Genomic DNA, 14884 nt, shown 5'->3' with positions numbered 1-14884 from the left:
GGCCCAGGCTAGGCGTCGGCCGGGTAGCAGCGCAGTTCGATTGTGTTGCCGTCCGGGTCGCTGACGTAGATCGAGGTGCCGGTGCCCCGTGCGCCGAAGCGCGGGACCGGGCCGGTCAGCACGGTGAACACCCCGGAGTCGACCACCCGCTGCCAGTCGACCGGCTCCACCACGAGGCAGAAGTGATCCACGTTGGACCCGGTCGGGTCGCCCTTGATCAGGTCGATGATGGTGCCGGCGTCGACGCGTACGGAGGGGAACGGCACCTCGCCGGCCCGCCACCTGTCGACCCGCACCGGGGCCAGGCCGAGCGTGCCGCAGTAGAAGCCGAGGGAGCGTTCGACGTCGCTCACCGAAAGCACGAGGTGGTCGAACCCGGTCACCGTCACGAGATGGTTCTGCATGCCGTCAACCCTGGTCCGGCGCGCCGTTCGGACCAACCCCGATCCGGACTACGATCGTTTACTCGCAGGCAACGACGGAGGTGCCCGGTGCTGGAGCGGTACGAGGTCGAGACGTTCCTGACCCTGGCCGAGGAACTGCACTTCGGGCGGACCGCCGAGCGGCTGCGGGTGAGCACCGGACGGATCAGCCACGTGGTGCGCAAGCTGGAACGCCGCATCGGCGCGTCGCTGTTCGAGCGCACCAGCCGGGTCGTCCGGCTCACCCCGATCGGTGCCCGCCTGGCCGAGGAGATGCGCCCGCTGGTGGCCGGCATCGAGGCGGCGGTGCAGCGGGCCGTCGACGCCGGGCGCGGGCTCACCGGCGAGCTGCGGGTGGCATACGTGGGTGAGTCGACAGCTCCGGTGCTGCTGCGCGCGGTGGCCCTGTTCACCGAGCGCCATCCGGACTGCGAGGTGCACGTGCACGAGGCGCCGCTGTCCAGCACCCGGTCGAGTCTGCTGGACGGCACGATCGACGTGCTGATCGCCTCGTACCCCTTCGACGGCATGGCGAACGGCCCGGTGCTGCTGCGCGAGCGCCGGGTGCTCGCGGTGGCCGCGGGCCATCCGCTCGCTGCCGAGGAGTCGGTGTCGCTGGAGGTGCTCGGCGACCATCCGGTGGTGCAGTACCCGGTGGTGACCTCGGCCGCGTTCAAGCAGGACCGCACCCCGGACCGCACCCCGTCCGGCCGCCCGGTGCCGAAGGGCCCGGTGGGCGGCAGCTTCTCCGAGATGCTGGCGCTCGTCGCGCTGGGGCGCGGGGTGCTGCCGGTGGGCGAGCAGGCCCGTCAGTTCTACGCCCGCCCGGACGTGGCCTACGTGCCGATCCACGACGCGCCGCCGATCTGTCGCGGTCCGGTGTGGCCGGCCGGGAACACCACCACCCGGGTACGCGAGTTCGTCCGCGCGGCCGCCGACGCCAACCCGCTGCCGCCGGAGTGACGTCGTACCCGGCTGGCAGCATCGGCGGGATGCGGGACGAGATCCGGGCACTGGTCGAGGAACTGCCACCGGGGGACGATCTGGAGGCGCGGCACCGGGAGGCGGCACTGGCCTGGCTGGCCGGCACGGAGGACATCTTCCGCCGGGCCAAGCCGCGTACGCCGTCGCCGCACCTGGTCGCGTACTTCCTGCTCCGCGACCAGGCTGACGGCGCGGTTCTGCTGGTCGACCACCGTCTCGCGGGCATGTGGCTGCCGAGCGGCGGGCACGTCGAGCCGGGAGAGCACCCGGCCGACACGGTGCGCCGCGAGCTGCGGGAGGAACTGGGCGGGGCGGCGGTCTTCGCGCCGCCGTTCGGCGAGCGCCCGGCGTTCCTCACCGTCACCGAGACGGTCGGCCCGCCCGAGCACCGGCACACCGACGTGAGCCTCTGGTGCGTGCTGTCCGCCCACCGTGACCAGCGGTTCACGCCCGATCCGGTGGAGTTCGCCGGCATCCGCTGGTGGACGCCGGCCGAGGTGACCGAGGCGCCGGCCGGCACGATCGAGCCGCACCTGGGCCGGATGCTGACCAAACTGGCGGCAGCGACGCCTTGACCCGTCCCCTGCGGCAAGGCCCAGCGTGATCGGTGCCGGTCGCGGTGACCGGCACGAGGAGCGCGAGGGAGGCACGGTGCGACTGCTGACCATCGGCGCGTTCGCCCGCGCGACCGGCCTGAGCGCCAAGGCGCTGCGCATCTACGACGACTGCGGGCTGCTGCCCCCGGCTGCGGTGGACCCGCACTCGGGCTATCGCTACTACGCGCCGGAGCAGGCGGACCGGGCGCGGCTGATCGCCGGGCTGCGCCGGGCCGGGATGCCGCTGGCCGAGATCCGTACCGTCTGCGGCCTTCCGCCCGCTGCCGCCGCCGAGGCGCTCGACGCCTGGTGGCGGCGGGTCAGCGCGGACACCGCAGCACGCGGCCGGGCCGTCGCGCTCCTCGTCGACAGGCTCAGCGAGAGGGGCACCACCATGTCCGAGACCACCTTCCGGTACGCGACGCGCTGCGAGACCGGCACGGTCCGCGATTCCAACGAGGACACCGCGTACGCGAGCGCCACGCTGCTCGCGGTCGCCGACGGCGTACGCGGTCCCGCCGGGTCCACCGCCAGTGCGGCGGCGGTGGACGCGCTGCGGCAGTTGGAGCAGGCGGACGCGCCGCAGGCCGACCTGCTCGCCGCGCTCGCCGACGCGGTGAACCGGGCCGACCGGGCGGTACGCGCGCACGCCACAGACGCCGACCAGCCCGCCACCACGCTCACCGCGCTGGTGCGGCGCGGCACCCGGCTCGCGCTGGTGCACGTCGGGGACAGCCGGGCGTACCTGCTGCGCGGCGGCGAGCTGTCCCGGCTCACCCAGGACCACACGTACGTGCAGACGCTCGTCGACCAGGGCCGGCTCACGCCGGCCGAGGCGGGGGTGCATCCGCAGCGGGCGCTGCTGGCCCGGGCGCTCGGCGCGGGCGCGGAGGTGGAGGCGGACCTGGCGCTGCGGACCGCGCTGCCCGGCGACCGCTACCTGCTCTGCTCCGACGGTCTCTCCGCCGTGGTGGACCCGGGCGCGCTGCACGCCGCGCTGGCCGAGGCGGACGACCCGGAGACGGCCGTCGAGCGCCTGGTAGAGCTGGCGTACGCGGCCGGCGCGCCGGACAACGTCGCCTGCGTGGTCGCCGACCTGGCGGCGTGATCCCCCGCGACCCGGGCCGGGATGTCCGGCCCGGGTCGTACCCTGGCGATCATGCGAATCGGCATCGTGATCCTGCCCGACCAGCGCTGGTCGGAAGCACGTCGGCGGTGGGCCCAGGTGGACGAGTGGGGCTTCGACCACGCCTGGACCTACGACCACCTGGGCTGGCGTGACCTGGTCGACGGGCCGTGGTTCGACTCGTGGACGACGCTGACCGCGGCGGCCGGCGTGACGTCCCGGGTGAAGCTCGGCACGCTCGTGGCGTCGCCGAACTTCCGGCACCCGGCGGCGTTCGCCAGGCAGGTGACGGCGCTCGACGACGTGTCGGACGGCCGGGTGCTGCTCGGCCTGGGTGCCGGCGGCATCGGCTTCGACTCGGCGGTGCTCGGCGGCGAGACGCTTCCGCCCCGGCAGCGCGTGGACCGGTTCGCCGAGTTCACCGAGCTGCTCGACGCGATCCTGCGGGAGGACGGCACGACCTGGCGCGGGGAGTGGTTCACCGCAGTGGACGCGCGCAACAACCCGGGGTGCGTCCAGCAGCCCCGGGTGCCGTTCGTGATGGCCGCGAACGGTCCCCGCTCGATGCGGCTGGTCGCCCGGTTCGGGCAGGGCTGGGTCACCACCGGGCTCGGCGGCGACGACGTCGAGGCGTGGTGGGGCACGGTGACGGAGCTGTCCGAGCGGATGTCGCGGACGCTGGAGGAGGCCGGCCGTGACCCGGCGACGCTGGACCGCTACCTGTCGCTCGACTCCGCGCCGATGTTCTCGCTGACCAGCGCCGACTTCCTCGCCGAGCAGGTGGCCCGGGCGGCCGGGCTGGGCTTCACCGACGTGGTGACGCACTGGCCCCGGGCCAGCAGCTGGTACGCGGGTGACGAGGCGGTGCTGGTGGAGGCGGCGGCGCTGCTGCCGGAGCTGCGCCGGGCCGGCTAGGTGCCGACGCTGCCCTCGGTGGAGACCAGCCGGAACCGGAGGCAGACGATCCGGGTGTCGTCGGTGACCGGGGTGCCCTGCCGGGCCCAGTAGGCGCCGTGGCCCTCGCGCCACTCCTCGATCGACCGGTCGCCCTCGCCCTCCGCGCGGGCGAAGTCCCACGGCACGTCGGCGAAGCGCACCACCTCGACGCCGGTGACCTCCACGACGCCGACGAGCGCGTCGTTGTCGTCGACCAGGACCAGTCGCTCGCCGACGTACTCCAGTTCTTCGTTCTCGTCGTCGTACTCCTGCACGAGACCGGCGGTGGCGGTCTTCACGCCGGAGAGCACGAGGGTGTTGAGCCGGGTGCGCAGCTCGCCTGGTGTGCCGAGGGCGAGTGCGCGCAATCCACCGATGCGGGGCCACATGCCGCCGACGCTACGGCACGCTCCGCCACCGCCGGCGGGCTCACGGCAGGTCGGCGCCGGTCAGCAGGGCGCGCAGCCTCAGCCGCGCGGCGACCTCGGGCGGGCAGGTCGCGACGAGCGCGGCGGCGCCGATCAGGTCGGCCCCGGCGTCCCGGACGACCCGGCTGAGCGCGTCGAGCTGGGCGCCGGTGTCGACCCAGTCGTCGACCAGCAGCACCCGGTCGCCGGTGCCGAGCCGCCGGCCGTCCACGCCGACCCGCAGCCGCCGTTCCCGGTAGTCGGGGGGTGTCTGCGCCCAGCGCGTCGGCCCGACCCGGCGCCGCTCGCCGCCGTCCTTGTACGCGGGCAGGAACCCGGCACCGGCGGCGACCGCGACGAGGGGGCCGAGCAGCAGCCCGGTCACCTCGGGGGCGATCACGACGGTCGGGCGGTCCTCGGGGAACAGCCCGGCCACTGCCGGCCCGACCTGGGCCAGCACCTCGGGGTCACGCCACCAGCCGGAGATGTCGCTGACCAGGTGGGTGCTGCCCGGGCCGGGGTCGATCCACCGGAAGAGCTCGACCAGGCGACGACTCAGCACGCTTTCCATCCTGGCGGATCCACGGTTTCCGTCCCGGCGGATCGGTGGGCCGTTCGGCCGATCGACGGTGGCGTGATCGGCTACACGTACCAGGGTAAATGCGGGCATAGCACCATGATCACGTTGACTTCGGAAGTGCTTCTCTCGTTACGGTCCGGGCCGGTTTGTTCAGCTGACGAAAGGACCGGGCCGGTGGCTGCTAGGCACCTTCGTACCCGCAAGTTCTCCTCGCCCGCCGCCATCGCCGCGACCGCGGCGGTCGGTGTGGCGCTCGCGGTCGGCGGTACCGTCGGCGCCGTGCGGCTCACCTCCGCCGAGCCGCCCGCCGAGCCGGCCGTGGTCGAGACGCTGCCCAGCACGCCCGCCCTCACGTCGGCCGCCCCCTCGCCGAGCGCGTCCGCCTCGCCGAGCGCGAGCCTCAGCCCGTCGCCGAAGGCCACCCCGAGCCCGAAGTCGAGCCGTACGCAGGCAGCCTCCCGGAGCAAGGCTCGGACCGCCTCCCCGTCGCCGACGGCGAAGAAGACGAGCAGCCCGAAGGTCGTGGACAGCGGCTCCTGCGGCGCGTCCTTCTACGCCGAGGGTCAGATGACGGCGAACGGTGAGTCGTTCAACCCGAATGCGCTGACCGCGGCGCACAAGACGCTGCCGTTCAACACGAAGGTCCGGGTGACCAACCCGGCAAACGGCAAGTCGGTGGTGGTGCGGATCAACGACCGTGGCCCGTTCATCGACGGCCGGTGCCTGGACCTGTCCCGCGCCGCGTTCGCGACCATCGCCGCCACGAGCCTCGGTCACGTGAACGTCCGGTACGAGGTGCTCGGCTGACCGGCCACTCGGGCAGAACTTCCACGACCGACGGGCCAGGTTCATTCTCCCGTCCACGTCCATCAGGCATGCTGTCCGATGTACGCACGCAACCCTTCCAGCCGGGCCGAGGCCCGCTGAGTCCCGGATCCCGCGCCGGTCTCGGCGCGGCCCTCGCGCTGCTCGCGATCGTGGTCGCGGTGGAGCTGGCCGACGGCCGTCCGGCGCACTATCTCGCGTTGATGGTCGTCGCGCCGTTCCTCGCGGCGGCGCTGGCGTCCTGGCGGGTGGTGCTCGTGGTCGGCGGCCTGGCCACCGCCATCGGTGTCGGCTTCGCCGTCGCGGAGCGGGGCAGCCCGCTGGTGACTGTGGTCAACGTGACGGCTGTCGGGGCGGCGACCGCGATCGCGGCCGCCACGGCGGCGATTCGCCAGCGCCAGGCGGACCGGATCGCGGAACTGTCCCGGCTCGCCTCGGTCGCCCAGCAGGCGGTGCTGCGGCCGCTCGGCCCGCAGGTCGGCACGCTGGCGGTGGCCGCCCGGTACATCTCGTCCACCGCCACGGCGGAGATCGGTGGCGACCTGTACGAGGTGATGGACACCCCGTACGGCGTCCGCATGATCATCGGTGACGTACGGGGCAAAGGGCTGGACGCGGTCCGCCTGGCCAGCATCGTGCTCGGTTCCTACCGGCACGTCGCGTACGAGCGGGCCGACCTGCGCGCGGTGGTGACCGACCTGGACCGTGCGGTGGCCCGCAACGTGGGCGACGAGGACTTCGTCACCGCGGCCCTGGTCGAGGAGCGCGGCGGCACGCTCACCATCGTCAACTGCGGGCACCCGCCACCGTTGCTGCTGCGCCGGGGCGCGGTGATCCCGCTGGAGCCGCCCGCGCCCGCGCCGCCGCTCGGCTTCATGCCCGTGGTCCGGCCCCGGGTGGAGCGGCTGGAACCGGGCGACCGGCTGCTGCTGTTCACCGACGGGCTGGGCGAGGCGCGCCGGGACGGTGAGTTCTTCCCCACCGCCGACCGGGCCTGGCGGCTGCTCGGCCACGGTACCGTCGCGGACGGGCTGGCCTCGCTGGAGACCGCCCTGGTCGAGTGGGTGCACGGCCGGCTCGACGACGACATCGCGCTGGTCCTGATGGAGTACGTCGGCCCGAGCAGCACCACCGCCACCCCGGTTCCCAGCTGGGAGGTCGGCGCCGCCGACGGATGAACGGGAAGTGTGTAATCGCTGTCACTTCCGAGATCGGCTTGTCGTTGCCTACCGGCGAGTAATACAGTCTGGAGTTACTGATCGGTAACACCTGTCCGGAAGCGGGGCCAGCGAGCATGACCCACTACAAGAGCAACGTGCGGGACCTCGAGTTCAACCTGTTCGAGGTATTCGGGGCGGACCGGACGCTCGGCCAGGCCCCGTTCACGGACCTGGACGTCGACACCGCCCGCAGCTTCCTCGGCGAGGTCGACCGCCTCGCCCGCGAGGACCTGGCTGCCAGCTACTCGGACAGCGACCGCAACCCGCCGGTCTTCGACCCGGCGACGTTCACCGCGCCGCTGCCGGAGTCGTTCAAGAAGTCGTACAAGGCGTTCATGGACTCCGAGTTCTGGCGCCTGGACCTGCCGGAGTCCCTGGGCGGCACCAACGCCCCGCGTGCCCTCTGGTGGTCGCTCGCCGAGTTGGTGCTCGGCGCCAACGCCCCGATCTGGATGTACGCCTCCGGCCCGTCCTTCGCCCACGTGCTGCACGTCGAGGGCACCGAGGAGCAGAAGAAGTGGGCCCGGCTGTTCATCGACAAGCAGTGGGGCTCGACCATGGTCCTCACCGAGCCGGACGCCGGCTCGGACGTGGGCGCCGGCCGTACCCGCGCGATCCAGCAGCCGGACGGCTCGTGGCACATCGAGGGCGTGAAGCGCTTCATCACCTCCGGTGAGCACGACCTGAGCGACAACATCGTCCACTACGTGCTGGCCCGCCCGGTCGGCGTCGAGGGTGTCGGCGGCCCGGGCACCAAGGGCCTGTCGCTGTTCGTCGTGCCGAAGTTCCACTTCGACCCCGAGACCGGCGAGCTGGGCGAGCGCAACGGCGTCTACGCCACGAACGTCGAGCACAAGATGGGCCTGAAGGTCTCGAACACCTGCGAGGTGACCTTCGGCGAGCACGGCGTACCGGCCAAGGGCTGGCTGCTGGGCGAGAAGCACGACGGCATCCGCCAGATGTTCATGATCATCGAGTACGCCCGGATGCTGGTCGGCACCAAGGCGATCGCCACGCTCTCCACCGGCTACCTCAACGCCCTGGAGTACGCCAAGAACCGGGTGCAGGGCGCCGACCTCACCCAGATGGCCGACAAGACCGCCCCGCGGGTGACCATCACCAACCACCCGGACGTGCGCCGCTCGCTGCTGCTGCAGAAGTCGTACGCCGAGGGCCTGCGCGCGCTCGTCTGCTACACCGCGACCTGGCAGGACAAGGTCACGATCGCCGAGGCGGCCGGTGACGAGAAGGCCACCAAGCTGGCGAAGCGGGTGAACGACCTGCTCCTGCCGTTGGTCAAGGGCGTCGGTTCGGAGCGGGCGTACGAGCTGCTCGGTCACGAGGCGCTCCAGACCTACGGCGGTTCCGGCTTCCTCCAGGACTACCCGCTGGAGCAGTACGTCCGGGACGCCAAGATCGACACCCTGTACGAGGGCACCACCGCGATCCAGAGCCTCGACCTGATCTTCCGGAAGATCGTCCGGGACAACGGCAAGGCCCTGATGGCGGTCGCCGCCGAGATCCAGGAGCACATCGCCTCCGAGGCCGGCAACGGCCAGCTCAAGGAGGAGCGTCAGGCGCTCGGCAAGGCGCTCGCCGAGATCCAGAACATCCTCGGCGTGATGACCGGCTGGCTGGGCGAGGCCCAGGGCGGCGACACCCGCGCGCTCTACAAGGTCGGCCTGAGCAGCCGCCGGTTCCTGCTAGCGATCGGCGACCTGGTGGTCGGCTGGCTGCTGCAGAAGCAGGCGGACGTGGCGCTGAAGGCGCTGGCCGGCGAGGTCTCCGCGGCCGACAAGTCCTTCTACACCGGCAAGGTCGCCGCGGCCCGGTTCTTCGCCCGCGAGGTGCTGCCCCGCATCGGCGCCGACCGGCGGATCATCGAGGGCACCGACCTGGAGATCATGGACCTCCCGGAGGAGGCTTTCTGAGCCCTTCCGGGGGCTTTCATCCCTGAAACGTCACTCTCCCCCTCATGACGACGGCCGGCGGGCACCAGCCCGCCGGCCGTCGTCGTGCGCGCGGCCCGGGTGGATAGGCGGCCCGTTGGCGGGTAACCGTCGCGGACCACGACCGAGTACGCCCAAGGCCATCGCACGGGGGAGTGCAGCGCACATGGGCATTGGTAGCGCCATCTTTCTCATCGCGCTCGGCGCGATCATGACCTTCGCCATCCGGGCCAACGTCTGGTGGATCGACCTGCGCGCGGTCGGCTGGGTGTTCATCCTGGCCGGGCTGGGCGTCCTGCTGACCACGCTGTGGTTCTGGCAGGACCGCCGCAAGCGGGCCCGTACGCTCATCGTGGAGGAGAACCGGCTCTCGCATCCGACAGCGATGATGCCGCCGCCGCCCGACCCGCCGCCGCCGACGGCCCCGCCGTCCTGACGCGTCTCAGCGGCCGATCCGGTCCAGCTCGGCGAGGTCGTCGCCGGAGAGCGCCAGCCCGGCGCCGGCGATGTTCTCGCGCAGGTGCGCGACGGATTTGGTGCCGGGGATCAGCAGGATGTTCGGTGAGCGCCGCAGCAGCCAGGCCAGGGCGACGCCCATCGGTGTCGCCCCCAGGCGCTCGGCCACCGCCGACAACGCCGAGGACTGCAACGGGGTGAACCCGCCGAGCGGGAAGAACGGCACGTAGGCGACACCCTGCCGGGCCAGTTCGTCGATCAGGTCGTCGTCGCCGCGGTGGGCCAGGTTGTACTGGTTCTGCACGCAGACGATCGGCGCGATCGTCTGCGCCTCGGCCACCTGCTCCGGCGTCACGTTGCTCAGGCCCAGGTGGCGGATCAGACCCTCCTGCTGGAGCGCGGCGAGCGTGTCCAGCGCCTCGGTGAGCGATCCGGGCTGCGGCCCCGTGGCGTCGCCGAGCCGCAGGTTCACCAGGCCGAGCGCGTCCACGCCGAGCGTCTCCAGGTTCTCCCGGACCTGCCGGCGCAGGCTCTCCGGATCCCGTGCGGTGGGCCACCCGCCCTGCTCGTCCCGGTCCGCGCCGACCTTGGTGACGACGTGCAGCGAATCCGGGTACGGGTGCAGCGCCTCCCGGATCAGCCGGTTCGTGACGTGCGGCCCGTACGCCGCGCTGGTGTCGATGTGGGTGATGCCGAGCGCGACCGCCTCGCGCAGCACCGCCAGGGCGCCGTCGTGGTCGGCCGGCGGTCCCATCACCCAGGGGCCGGCGAGCTGCATCGCGCCGTAGCCGAACCGGGTGACGGTCAGGTCGCCCAGCGTCCAGGTGCCGCCGGGCAGGGTGGTGCGGGCCATGCGTGTACCTCTCGTCGTTTTCGCGACGCCGCCGGATCGGGGCGTCCGGCTTCCACTATCGAGGTGTAACTTTCCATCGGGAAGTAGGCACCTCAAAGTGCGTAGCTCACCGGCGTGGCAGGAGCAGAGCATGAGCAAGGCCGAGTACGACGCGTTCCTGGCCGGGTGCCCCAGCCGGCAACTGCTCGACCGGATCACCGACAAGTGGGTCACGTTGGTGCTGGCCGCGTTGCGCACCGACGGCTCGCACCGGTTCGGAGCGGACTGCGCCGGTGAGCCGCGACCGAGGCGATACTCCGAGCTGTTCCGCACGCTGCCCGGGGTCAGTCAGAAGATGCTCACCCAGACGCTGCGCGCCCTGGAGCGCGACGGAATGATCACCCGCACCGTGGAGCCGACAGTGCCGGTGACTGTCACCTACGAGCTGACCGACCTCGGGTTCTCCCTGCACGAGATGATCCGGGGCCTGAAGACCTGGGCCGAGACGCACATGGACGACGTGCTCGCCAACCGGGCGACCTACGACAGCCGGGCCTGAGCCGTCCGTTCAGGCGCGGGCGGTGTGGCGGCCGGTGATCGGCGCGTTCCCCGGCGCGAGGTCGGCCCAGCGGGTCGTCGGCCGGTGCACCACCAGGTCGGTGGTCCGTAGCCCGTCCGGGTCGGCCCGCTGCGGATCGAGCAGCGCCGACAGCAGAGAGATCCCCGGGTTGTGCGCGACGAGCAGCACCGTCCCGGCGGTCGGCTCGACCGTCCACAGCAGCTCCAGCAGCTGATCCGGAAGCGCGTCGTACGCGGTCACCTCGTATCGCACCGCGGGAGCCGAGCCCGCCGGACCGCCCTCCGGCGGGGAACCGCTCATGCCCATCGCCACGTCGTGCCAGGTCTGCCGGGTGCGCCGGGCGGGCGAGCAGAGGACCACGTCGGGGAGCAGCGCGTGCCGGGCCAGCCAGGCGCCCGCGGTGGCGGCGTCGGCGTGCCCGCGCGCGGTGAGCGACCGGTCCGTGTCCGGGAGGTCACCGGACTGCTCGGCCTTGGCGTGCCGCAGCAGCACCAGCGTCCGCTGCCCGTTCCTGCCGTCCGTCATACCGCCCAGCTTGCCTGATTGACGATCAAAGCGCCTGGGTATGTCGATGTGTGCCGCTACCTCATCCATGGCCGCGGCGGGCAGGAAACGCCAGCAGGACGCCAAGGAGGCGACGTCATGGGCATCGGTGCCAGCATCTTCCTCATCGCGCTCGGCGCGATCTTCGCGTTCGCCGTCGACGCCAATCTCGGATGGCTGAACCTCAACGTGGTGGGCTGGGTGCTCATGCTCGCCGGCGTCGCCGGCCTGCTCACCACGCTCTACTTCTGGAACAGCCGCCGCCGTGTGGTGGCCGCTCCGGTACGCGAGCAGGTCGTCGCCGAGCCGGTGGTGCCGGTGCGCGACGACCGCGTCGTACGCGAGGAGTACCGCGAGGTGCGCCGTCCGGGCTCGGGCTACCCGGCCTGACCCCCGAGAACCCGAGGGCCCCGCAACGGAGCGGGGCCCTCGCGCATGTCCGGGGTCCGCCCGGGTCAGGCGAACAACGCGAAGTAGATCGCGATGTGGTGGCAGATCGCCGCGACGAGCGTGCAGGCGTGGAAGAACTCGTGGTGGCCGAAGACGGTGGGCCACGGGTTCGGCCGGCGCAGCGCGTAGAACACCGCGCCCACGCTGTAGATCGCGCCGCCCACGCTCAGCAGCACCAGCGCGGTCACGCCACCGGAGTGCAGGATCTGCGGCAGCATGGCCACCGCTACCCAGCCGAGCGCCAGGTAGAGCGGGGCGGAGACCCAGCGTGGCGCGTGCGGCCAGATCAGCTTGACCGCCACGCCCGCGATCGCGCCGCCCCAGACCAGGCTCAGCATGATCGTGGCCTGCCGGGTGTCCAGCAGCAGCGCGCAGAACGGTGTGTAGGTGCCGGCGATGAACACGAAGATCATCGAGTGGTCCATCCGGCGCATGATCTGGTAGCCGCGTTCGGACCAGACCCGCCGGTGGTAGAGCGCGCTGGTGCCGAACAGCCCGCACACGGTGAAGCTGTAGATCAGGCAGCTCACCAGCGGCGCCCAGCCGGGACGACCGGCGGCGATCGAACACAGCACGATGCCGCAGACGAGAGCGGCGAAGAACGCGTAAGCGTGCAGCCAGCCGCGCATGCGCGGCTTCCCGATGTCGGCCGGCCGGAGCCGGAACGGTGCGGAGGTCGTCACCTCAATAGGTTACGACGGCGTAGGTTACTTGCAAGTAGTGTGGACCGTCACCTCACCCGGCGGGAGGATGACCGGATGCTGATCCGGCCGGTCGGGGCGTACGCCCTGCTCCTCGACTGCGACGACGCGGAGCAGGCACAGGCGTGGCGGGCCGAACTGTGGCGCCGGCGCGAGGCGGGCGAGCTGACCGCCACCGAGATCGTCCCCGGCGCGGTCACCGTGCTGCTCGACGGCGTACCGGACCCGCAGGCGGCAGCCGCGCGGATCGCTGCCTGGCACCCCCGGACCGCCGCCTGCGGCGCGGCCACCACCGAGGTCCGGGTGCCAGTCGTGTACGACGGTGAGGACCTCCCGCTTGTCGCCGACCACTGGCAGGTGGACGTGCCCGCGGTCGTGGACCGGCTGCGGCGTACCGAGTTCCGGGTCGCGTTCTGCGGGTTCGCACCGGGGTTCGCTTACCTGACCGGGCTGCCGCCCGAGCTGGCGGTGCCCCGGCTCGCCACGCCCCGTACCCGGGTGCCGGCCGGCTCGGTCGCGCTCGCCGGCCCGTACGCGGGCATCTACCCCGCCGCGTCACCCGGCGGCTGGCTGCTCGTCGGCCGCACCGACCTGCCGCTGTTCGACGTGCACGCCGACCCGCCCGCCCGGCTCACCCCCGGCAGCCGCGTCCGGCTGGTCGACGCGCCGTGATCGAGGTGCTGCGTGCCGGGGCGCTCACCACCGTTCAGGACCAGGGGCGGCCCGGGTGGGCGCACCTCGGCGTACCCCGCTCCGGCGCGCTCGACCCGGCCGCCCTGCGCCTGGCCAACCGGCTCGTCGGCAACGACGAGGACGCCGCCGGGCTGGAGATCACCATGACCGGCTGCGCGCTGCGCGTCACCCGGGCCGTGGCTGTCGCCCTCACCGGCGCCCCGGCCGACGTGGTCGTCGAGTGGCCGGCCGGGGCCGCGCAGCGCCGCCCGGGGGACGTGGGACGGCCGCTGGCGCTGCCCGCCGGGGCGGTGCTGCACGTCGGACCGGCCCGCGCCGGGGTACGGACCTGGCTGGCGGTCAGCGGCGGGATCGCTGTAGAGCCGGTGCTCGGCAGCCGCGCCACCGACACGCTCTCCGGCCTCGGCCCGCCGCCGCTGCGCGACGGGGACCGGCTGCCCCTCGGCACCCCGGCCGGCCCACCCGCACCCGTCGACGTCCCCGTCACCGGGCCGGTCCCGGACGAGCTACAGCTGAGCGTGCGCCCCGGCCCCCGGCAGGACTGGTTCACCCCCGAGGCGCTCGATCTGCTGTGCCGCGCCGCGTACACGGTGAGCCCGGACAGCAACCGGGTCGGCGCACGGCTGGCCGGCGCGACGCTGACCCGCGCGGTCGCCGGCGAACTGCCCAGCGAGGGTCTGGTGCTCGGCGCGGTGCAGGTGCCGCCGGACGGCCGGCCGCTGGTCTTCCTGGCCGACCACCCCACCACCGGCGGGTACCCGGTCATCGGGGTGGTGGACGACGTGACAGCGCTCGCCCAGGCCCGGCCAGGCACTACGGTGACGTTCCATGGACCTCAACGCTGACCTGGGCGAGGGATTCGGAAGCTGGCGGCTCGGCGACGACCACGCGCTGCTCGACCTGATCAGCTCCGCGAACGTCGCCTGCGGCTTCCACGCCGGTGACGCGACCACCATGCACCGGGTCTGCGCCGGCGCCGCCGAACGCGGCGTCGCGGTGGGCGCTCAGGTCGGCTACCGGGACCTCGCCGGCTTCGGCCGGCGGCACATCGCGTACGACTTCGCCGAACTACGCGACGAGACGATCTACCAGCTCGGGGCGCTCGACGCGTTCTGCCGCCGGTACCGCACCAGGGTCCGCTACCTCAAGCCGCACGGCGCGCTCTACCACGCAGTGGCCCGCGACGAGGGCCAGGCCGCCGCGCTGGTGGCGGCGATCAGCGGGTACGACCACGAGCTGCCGGTGCTCTGCCAGCCCGGCACCGTGCTGGCCCAGCTCGCCGCGGGCGCCGGGCTGCGGGTGGTGGCCGAGGGCTTCGCCGACCGCAACTACCTCCCCAACGGCACGCTCGTGCCGCGCAGCTCACCCGACGCGCTGGTGACCGACCCGGAGCAGGTGGCCGTCCGGGCGGTACGGATGGCCGTCGAGCGCACGCTGGTCGCCGTGGACGGGACGGTCATCCCCGCCCCGGTCGAGTCGATCTGCCTGCACGGGGACACGCCCGGTGCGGTGCGCTGCGCGGAGCTGGTCCGCGCCGCGCTCATCGACGCCGGGGTGACCCCCACCCCGTTCACCTGAACGGAG

The 14884-nt window shown here is 72.7% G+C and carries 19 protein-coding genes; 13 read left to right on the top strand and 6 right to left on the bottom strand.

Annotated features, from left to right (window positions below):
- Positions 1-8: 8 nt before the first annotated feature.
- Positions 9-404, bottom strand: coding sequence for a VOC family protein (locus tag IRY44_RS10290; RefSeq protein ID WP_194800209.1), 396 nt, complete (start codon positions 402-404; stop codon positions 9-11).
- A gap of 87 nt (positions 405-491) precedes the next feature.
- On the opposite strand from IRY44_RS10290, the gene IRY44_RS10285 reads away from it, so the two are divergent.
- From IRY44_RS10285 to IRY44_RS10270, 4 genes are all read left to right on the top strand, one after another.
- Complete coding sequence (locus IRY44_RS10285; protein ID WP_194800208.1) at positions 492-1385, top strand: LysR substrate-binding domain-containing protein; 894 nt, start codon at positions 492-494, stop codon at positions 1383-1385.
- 29 nt (positions 1386-1414) lie between these two features.
- Entirely contained in the window at positions 1415-1981 is a 567-nt protein-coding gene (locus IRY44_RS10280; protein ID WP_194800207.1) for an NUDIX hydrolase, read from the top strand.
- A 76-nt stretch (positions 1982-2057) separates the two neighbouring features.
- Positions 2058-3110, top strand: a complete 1053-nt coding sequence (locus IRY44_RS10275; protein WP_194800206.1) for a MerR family transcriptional regulator — start codon at positions 2058-2060, stop codon at positions 3108-3110.
- 21 nt (positions 3111-3131) lie between these two features.
- The gene (locus tag IRY44_RS10270) at positions 3132-4043 is read left to right on the top strand and encodes an LLM class flavin-dependent oxidoreductase (protein ID WP_194800205.1); all 912 of its coding nucleotides are present in this window, start codon (positions 3132-3134) and stop codon (positions 4041-4043) included.
- On the opposite strand, the gene IRY44_RS10265 is transcribed toward IRY44_RS10270, so the two are convergent.
- Both IRY44_RS10265 and IRY44_RS10260 read right to left on the bottom strand, forming a co-directional pair.
- Positions 4040-4453: an ASCH domain-containing protein gene (locus IRY44_RS10265; RefSeq protein WP_151500991.1), complete on the bottom strand. Its 414-nt coding sequence runs from the start codon at positions 4451-4453 to the stop codon at positions 4040-4042. The two genes, IRY44_RS10270 and IRY44_RS10265, sit on opposite strands and share 4 nt — an antisense overlap.
- Positions 4454-4493: 40 nt before the next feature.
- On the bottom strand, positions 4494-5042 hold the full coding sequence (locus IRY44_RS10260) for a phosphoribosyltransferase (RefSeq protein ID WP_194800204.1): 549 nt from the start codon (positions 5040-5042) through the stop codon (positions 4494-4496).
- A gap of 183 nt (positions 5043-5225) precedes the next feature.
- Here IRY44_RS10260 and IRY44_RS10255 point away from each other — a divergent pair, with 183 nt between their 5' ends.
- The 4 genes from IRY44_RS10255 (at position 5226) to IRY44_RS10240 (ending at position 9481) form a co-directional block, all read left to right on the top strand.
- Positions 5226-5858, top strand: coding sequence for a septal ring lytic transglycosylase RlpA family protein (locus IRY44_RS10255; RefSeq protein ID WP_194800203.1), 633 nt, complete (start codon positions 5226-5228; stop codon positions 5856-5858).
- 68 nt (positions 5859-5926) lie between these two features.
- Entirely contained in the window at positions 5927-7054 is a 1128-nt protein-coding gene (locus IRY44_RS10250) for a PP2C family protein-serine/threonine phosphatase (RefSeq protein WP_194800202.1), read from the top strand.
- Between the two features lie 116 nt (positions 7055-7170).
- Positions 7171-9027 (top strand): acyl-CoA dehydrogenase, encoded by a 1857-nt coding sequence (locus IRY44_RS10245; protein WP_194800201.1) that lies wholly within the window; start codon positions 7171-7173, stop codon positions 9025-9027.
- Positions 9028-9211: 184 nt separating this feature from the next.
- Positions 9212-9481 carry a DUF6458 family protein gene (locus IRY44_RS10240; protein WP_013283345.1) on the top strand — a complete coding sequence of 90 codons (270 nt, stop codon included), beginning with the start codon at positions 9212-9214 and terminating at the stop codon, positions 9479-9481.
- 6 nt (positions 9482-9487) lie between these two features.
- Here IRY44_RS10240 and IRY44_RS10235 read toward each other — a convergent pair whose 3' ends face one another.
- Positions 9488-10354, bottom strand: a complete 867-nt coding sequence (locus IRY44_RS10235) for an aldo/keto reductase family oxidoreductase (RefSeq protein WP_269697907.1) — start codon at positions 10352-10354, stop codon at positions 9488-9490.
- Positions 10355-10484: 130 nt separating this feature from the next.
- Here IRY44_RS10235 and IRY44_RS10230 point away from each other — a divergent pair, with 130 nt between their 5' ends.
- Positions 10485-10892 (top strand): helix-turn-helix domain-containing protein, encoded by a 408-nt coding sequence (locus IRY44_RS10230; protein WP_194800200.1) that lies wholly within the window; start codon positions 10485-10487, stop codon positions 10890-10892.
- 9 nt (positions 10893-10901) lie between these two features.
- Here the strand turns inward: IRY44_RS10230 and IRY44_RS10225 are convergent, their stop codons facing one another.
- On the bottom strand, positions 10902-11438 hold the full coding sequence (locus IRY44_RS10225; RefSeq protein WP_135242688.1) for a histidine phosphatase family protein: 537 nt from the start codon (positions 11436-11438) through the stop codon (positions 10902-10904).
- A gap of 117 nt (positions 11439-11555) precedes the next feature.
- Here IRY44_RS10225 and IRY44_RS10220 point away from each other — a divergent pair, with 117 nt between their 5' ends.
- Complete coding sequence (locus tag IRY44_RS10220) at positions 11556-11846, top strand: DUF6458 family protein (protein ID WP_091413749.1); 291 nt, start codon at positions 11556-11558, stop codon at positions 11844-11846.
- A gap of 65 nt (positions 11847-11911) precedes the next feature.
- On the opposite strand, the gene IRY44_RS10215 is transcribed toward IRY44_RS10220, so the two are convergent.
- On the bottom strand, positions 11912-12589 hold the full coding sequence (locus IRY44_RS10215) for a hemolysin III family protein (protein WP_174532829.1): 678 nt from the start codon (positions 12587-12589) through the stop codon (positions 11912-11914).
- 75 nt (positions 12590-12664) lie between these two features.
- On the opposite strand from IRY44_RS10215, the gene IRY44_RS10210 reads away from it, so the two are divergent.
- The 3 genes from IRY44_RS10210 to IRY44_RS10200 are packed head-to-tail and all read left to right on the top strand — an operon-like array spanning position 12665 to position 14878.
- A complete protein-coding gene (locus tag IRY44_RS10210; RefSeq protein WP_194800199.1) occupies positions 12665-13279 on the top strand; it encodes an allophanate hydrolase subunit 1 in 615 nt (204 codons plus the stop codon).
- Positions 13276-14145, top strand: a complete 870-nt coding sequence (locus IRY44_RS10205; protein WP_194800198.1) for a biotin-dependent carboxyltransferase family protein — start codon at positions 13276-13278, stop codon at positions 14143-14145. The genes IRY44_RS10210 and IRY44_RS10205 overlap by 4 nt, the downstream gene beginning before the upstream one ends.
- Positions 14129-14878, top strand: a complete 750-nt coding sequence (locus tag IRY44_RS10200) for a LamB/YcsF family protein (protein WP_194800197.1) — start codon at positions 14129-14131, stop codon at positions 14876-14878. Before IRY44_RS10205 ends, IRY44_RS10200 begins: the two co-directional genes overlap by 17 nt.
- Positions 14879-14884 lie beyond the last annotated feature (6 nt).

This window comes from Micromonospora sp. ANENR4 (assembly GCF_015354395.1).
GTDB classification, from domain to species: Bacteria; Actinomycetota; Actinomycetes; order Mycobacteriales; family Micromonosporaceae; genus Micromonospora; species Micromonospora aurantiaca.
Note: the sequence above shows the minus strand (reverse complement) of the source record. Positions and strands in the feature narration are given on the sequence as shown.

What these genes read in the sequence shown, in the direction of transcription:
- IRY44_RS10290 (WP_194800209.1), bottom strand. Translation starts at nt 404, where the DNA reads ATGCAGAACCATCTCGTGACGGTGACCGGGTTCGACCACCTCGTGCTT.
- IRY44_RS10280 (WP_194800207.1), top strand. Translation starts at nt 1,415, where the DNA reads ATGCGGGACGAGATCCGGGCACTGGTCGAGGAACTGCCACCGGGGGAC.
- IRY44_RS10270 (WP_194800205.1), top strand. Translation starts at nt 3,132, where the DNA reads ATGTCCGGCCCGGGTCGTACCCTGGCGATCATGCGAATCGGCATCGTG.
- IRY44_RS10265 (WP_151500991.1), bottom strand. Translation starts at nt 4,453, where the DNA reads ATGTGGCCCCGCATCGGTGGATTGCGCGCACTCGCCCTCGGCACACCA.
- IRY44_RS10260 (WP_194800204.1), bottom strand. Translation starts at nt 5,042, where the DNA reads ATGGAAAGCGTGCTGAGTCGTCGCCTGGTCGAGCTCTTCCGGTGGATC.
- IRY44_RS10250 (WP_194800202.1), top strand. Translation starts at nt 5,927, where the DNA reads ATGCTGTCCGATGTACGCACGCAACCCTTCCAGCCGGGCCGAGGCCCG.
- IRY44_RS10245 (WP_194800201.1), top strand. Translation starts at nt 7,171, where the DNA reads ATGACCCACTACAAGAGCAACGTGCGGGACCTCGAGTTCAACCTGTTC.
- IRY44_RS10240 (WP_013283345.1), top strand. Translation starts at nt 9,212, where the DNA reads ATGGGCATTGGTAGCGCCATCTTTCTCATCGCGCTCGGCGCGATCATG.
- IRY44_RS10235 (WP_269697907.1), bottom strand. Translation starts at nt 10,354, where the DNA reads ATGGCCCGCACCACCCTGCCCGGCGGCACCTGGACGCTGGGCGACCTG.
- IRY44_RS10230 (WP_194800200.1), top strand. Translation starts at nt 10,485, where the DNA reads ATGAGCAAGGCCGAGTACGACGCGTTCCTGGCCGGGTGCCCCAGCCGG.
- IRY44_RS10225 (WP_135242688.1), bottom strand. Translation starts at nt 11,438, where the DNA reads ATGACGGACGGCAGGAACGGGCAGCGGACGCTGGTGCTGCTGCGGCAC.
- IRY44_RS10220 (WP_091413749.1), top strand. Translation starts at nt 11,556, where the DNA reads ATGGGCATCGGTGCCAGCATCTTCCTCATCGCGCTCGGCGCGATCTTC.
- IRY44_RS10210 (WP_194800199.1), top strand. Translation starts at nt 12,665, where the DNA reads ATGCTGATCCGGCCGGTCGGGGCGTACGCCCTGCTCCTCGACTGCGAC.
- IRY44_RS10200 (WP_194800197.1), top strand. Translation starts at nt 14,129, where the DNA reads ATGGACCTCAACGCTGACCTGGGCGAGGGATTCGGAAGCTGGCGGCTC.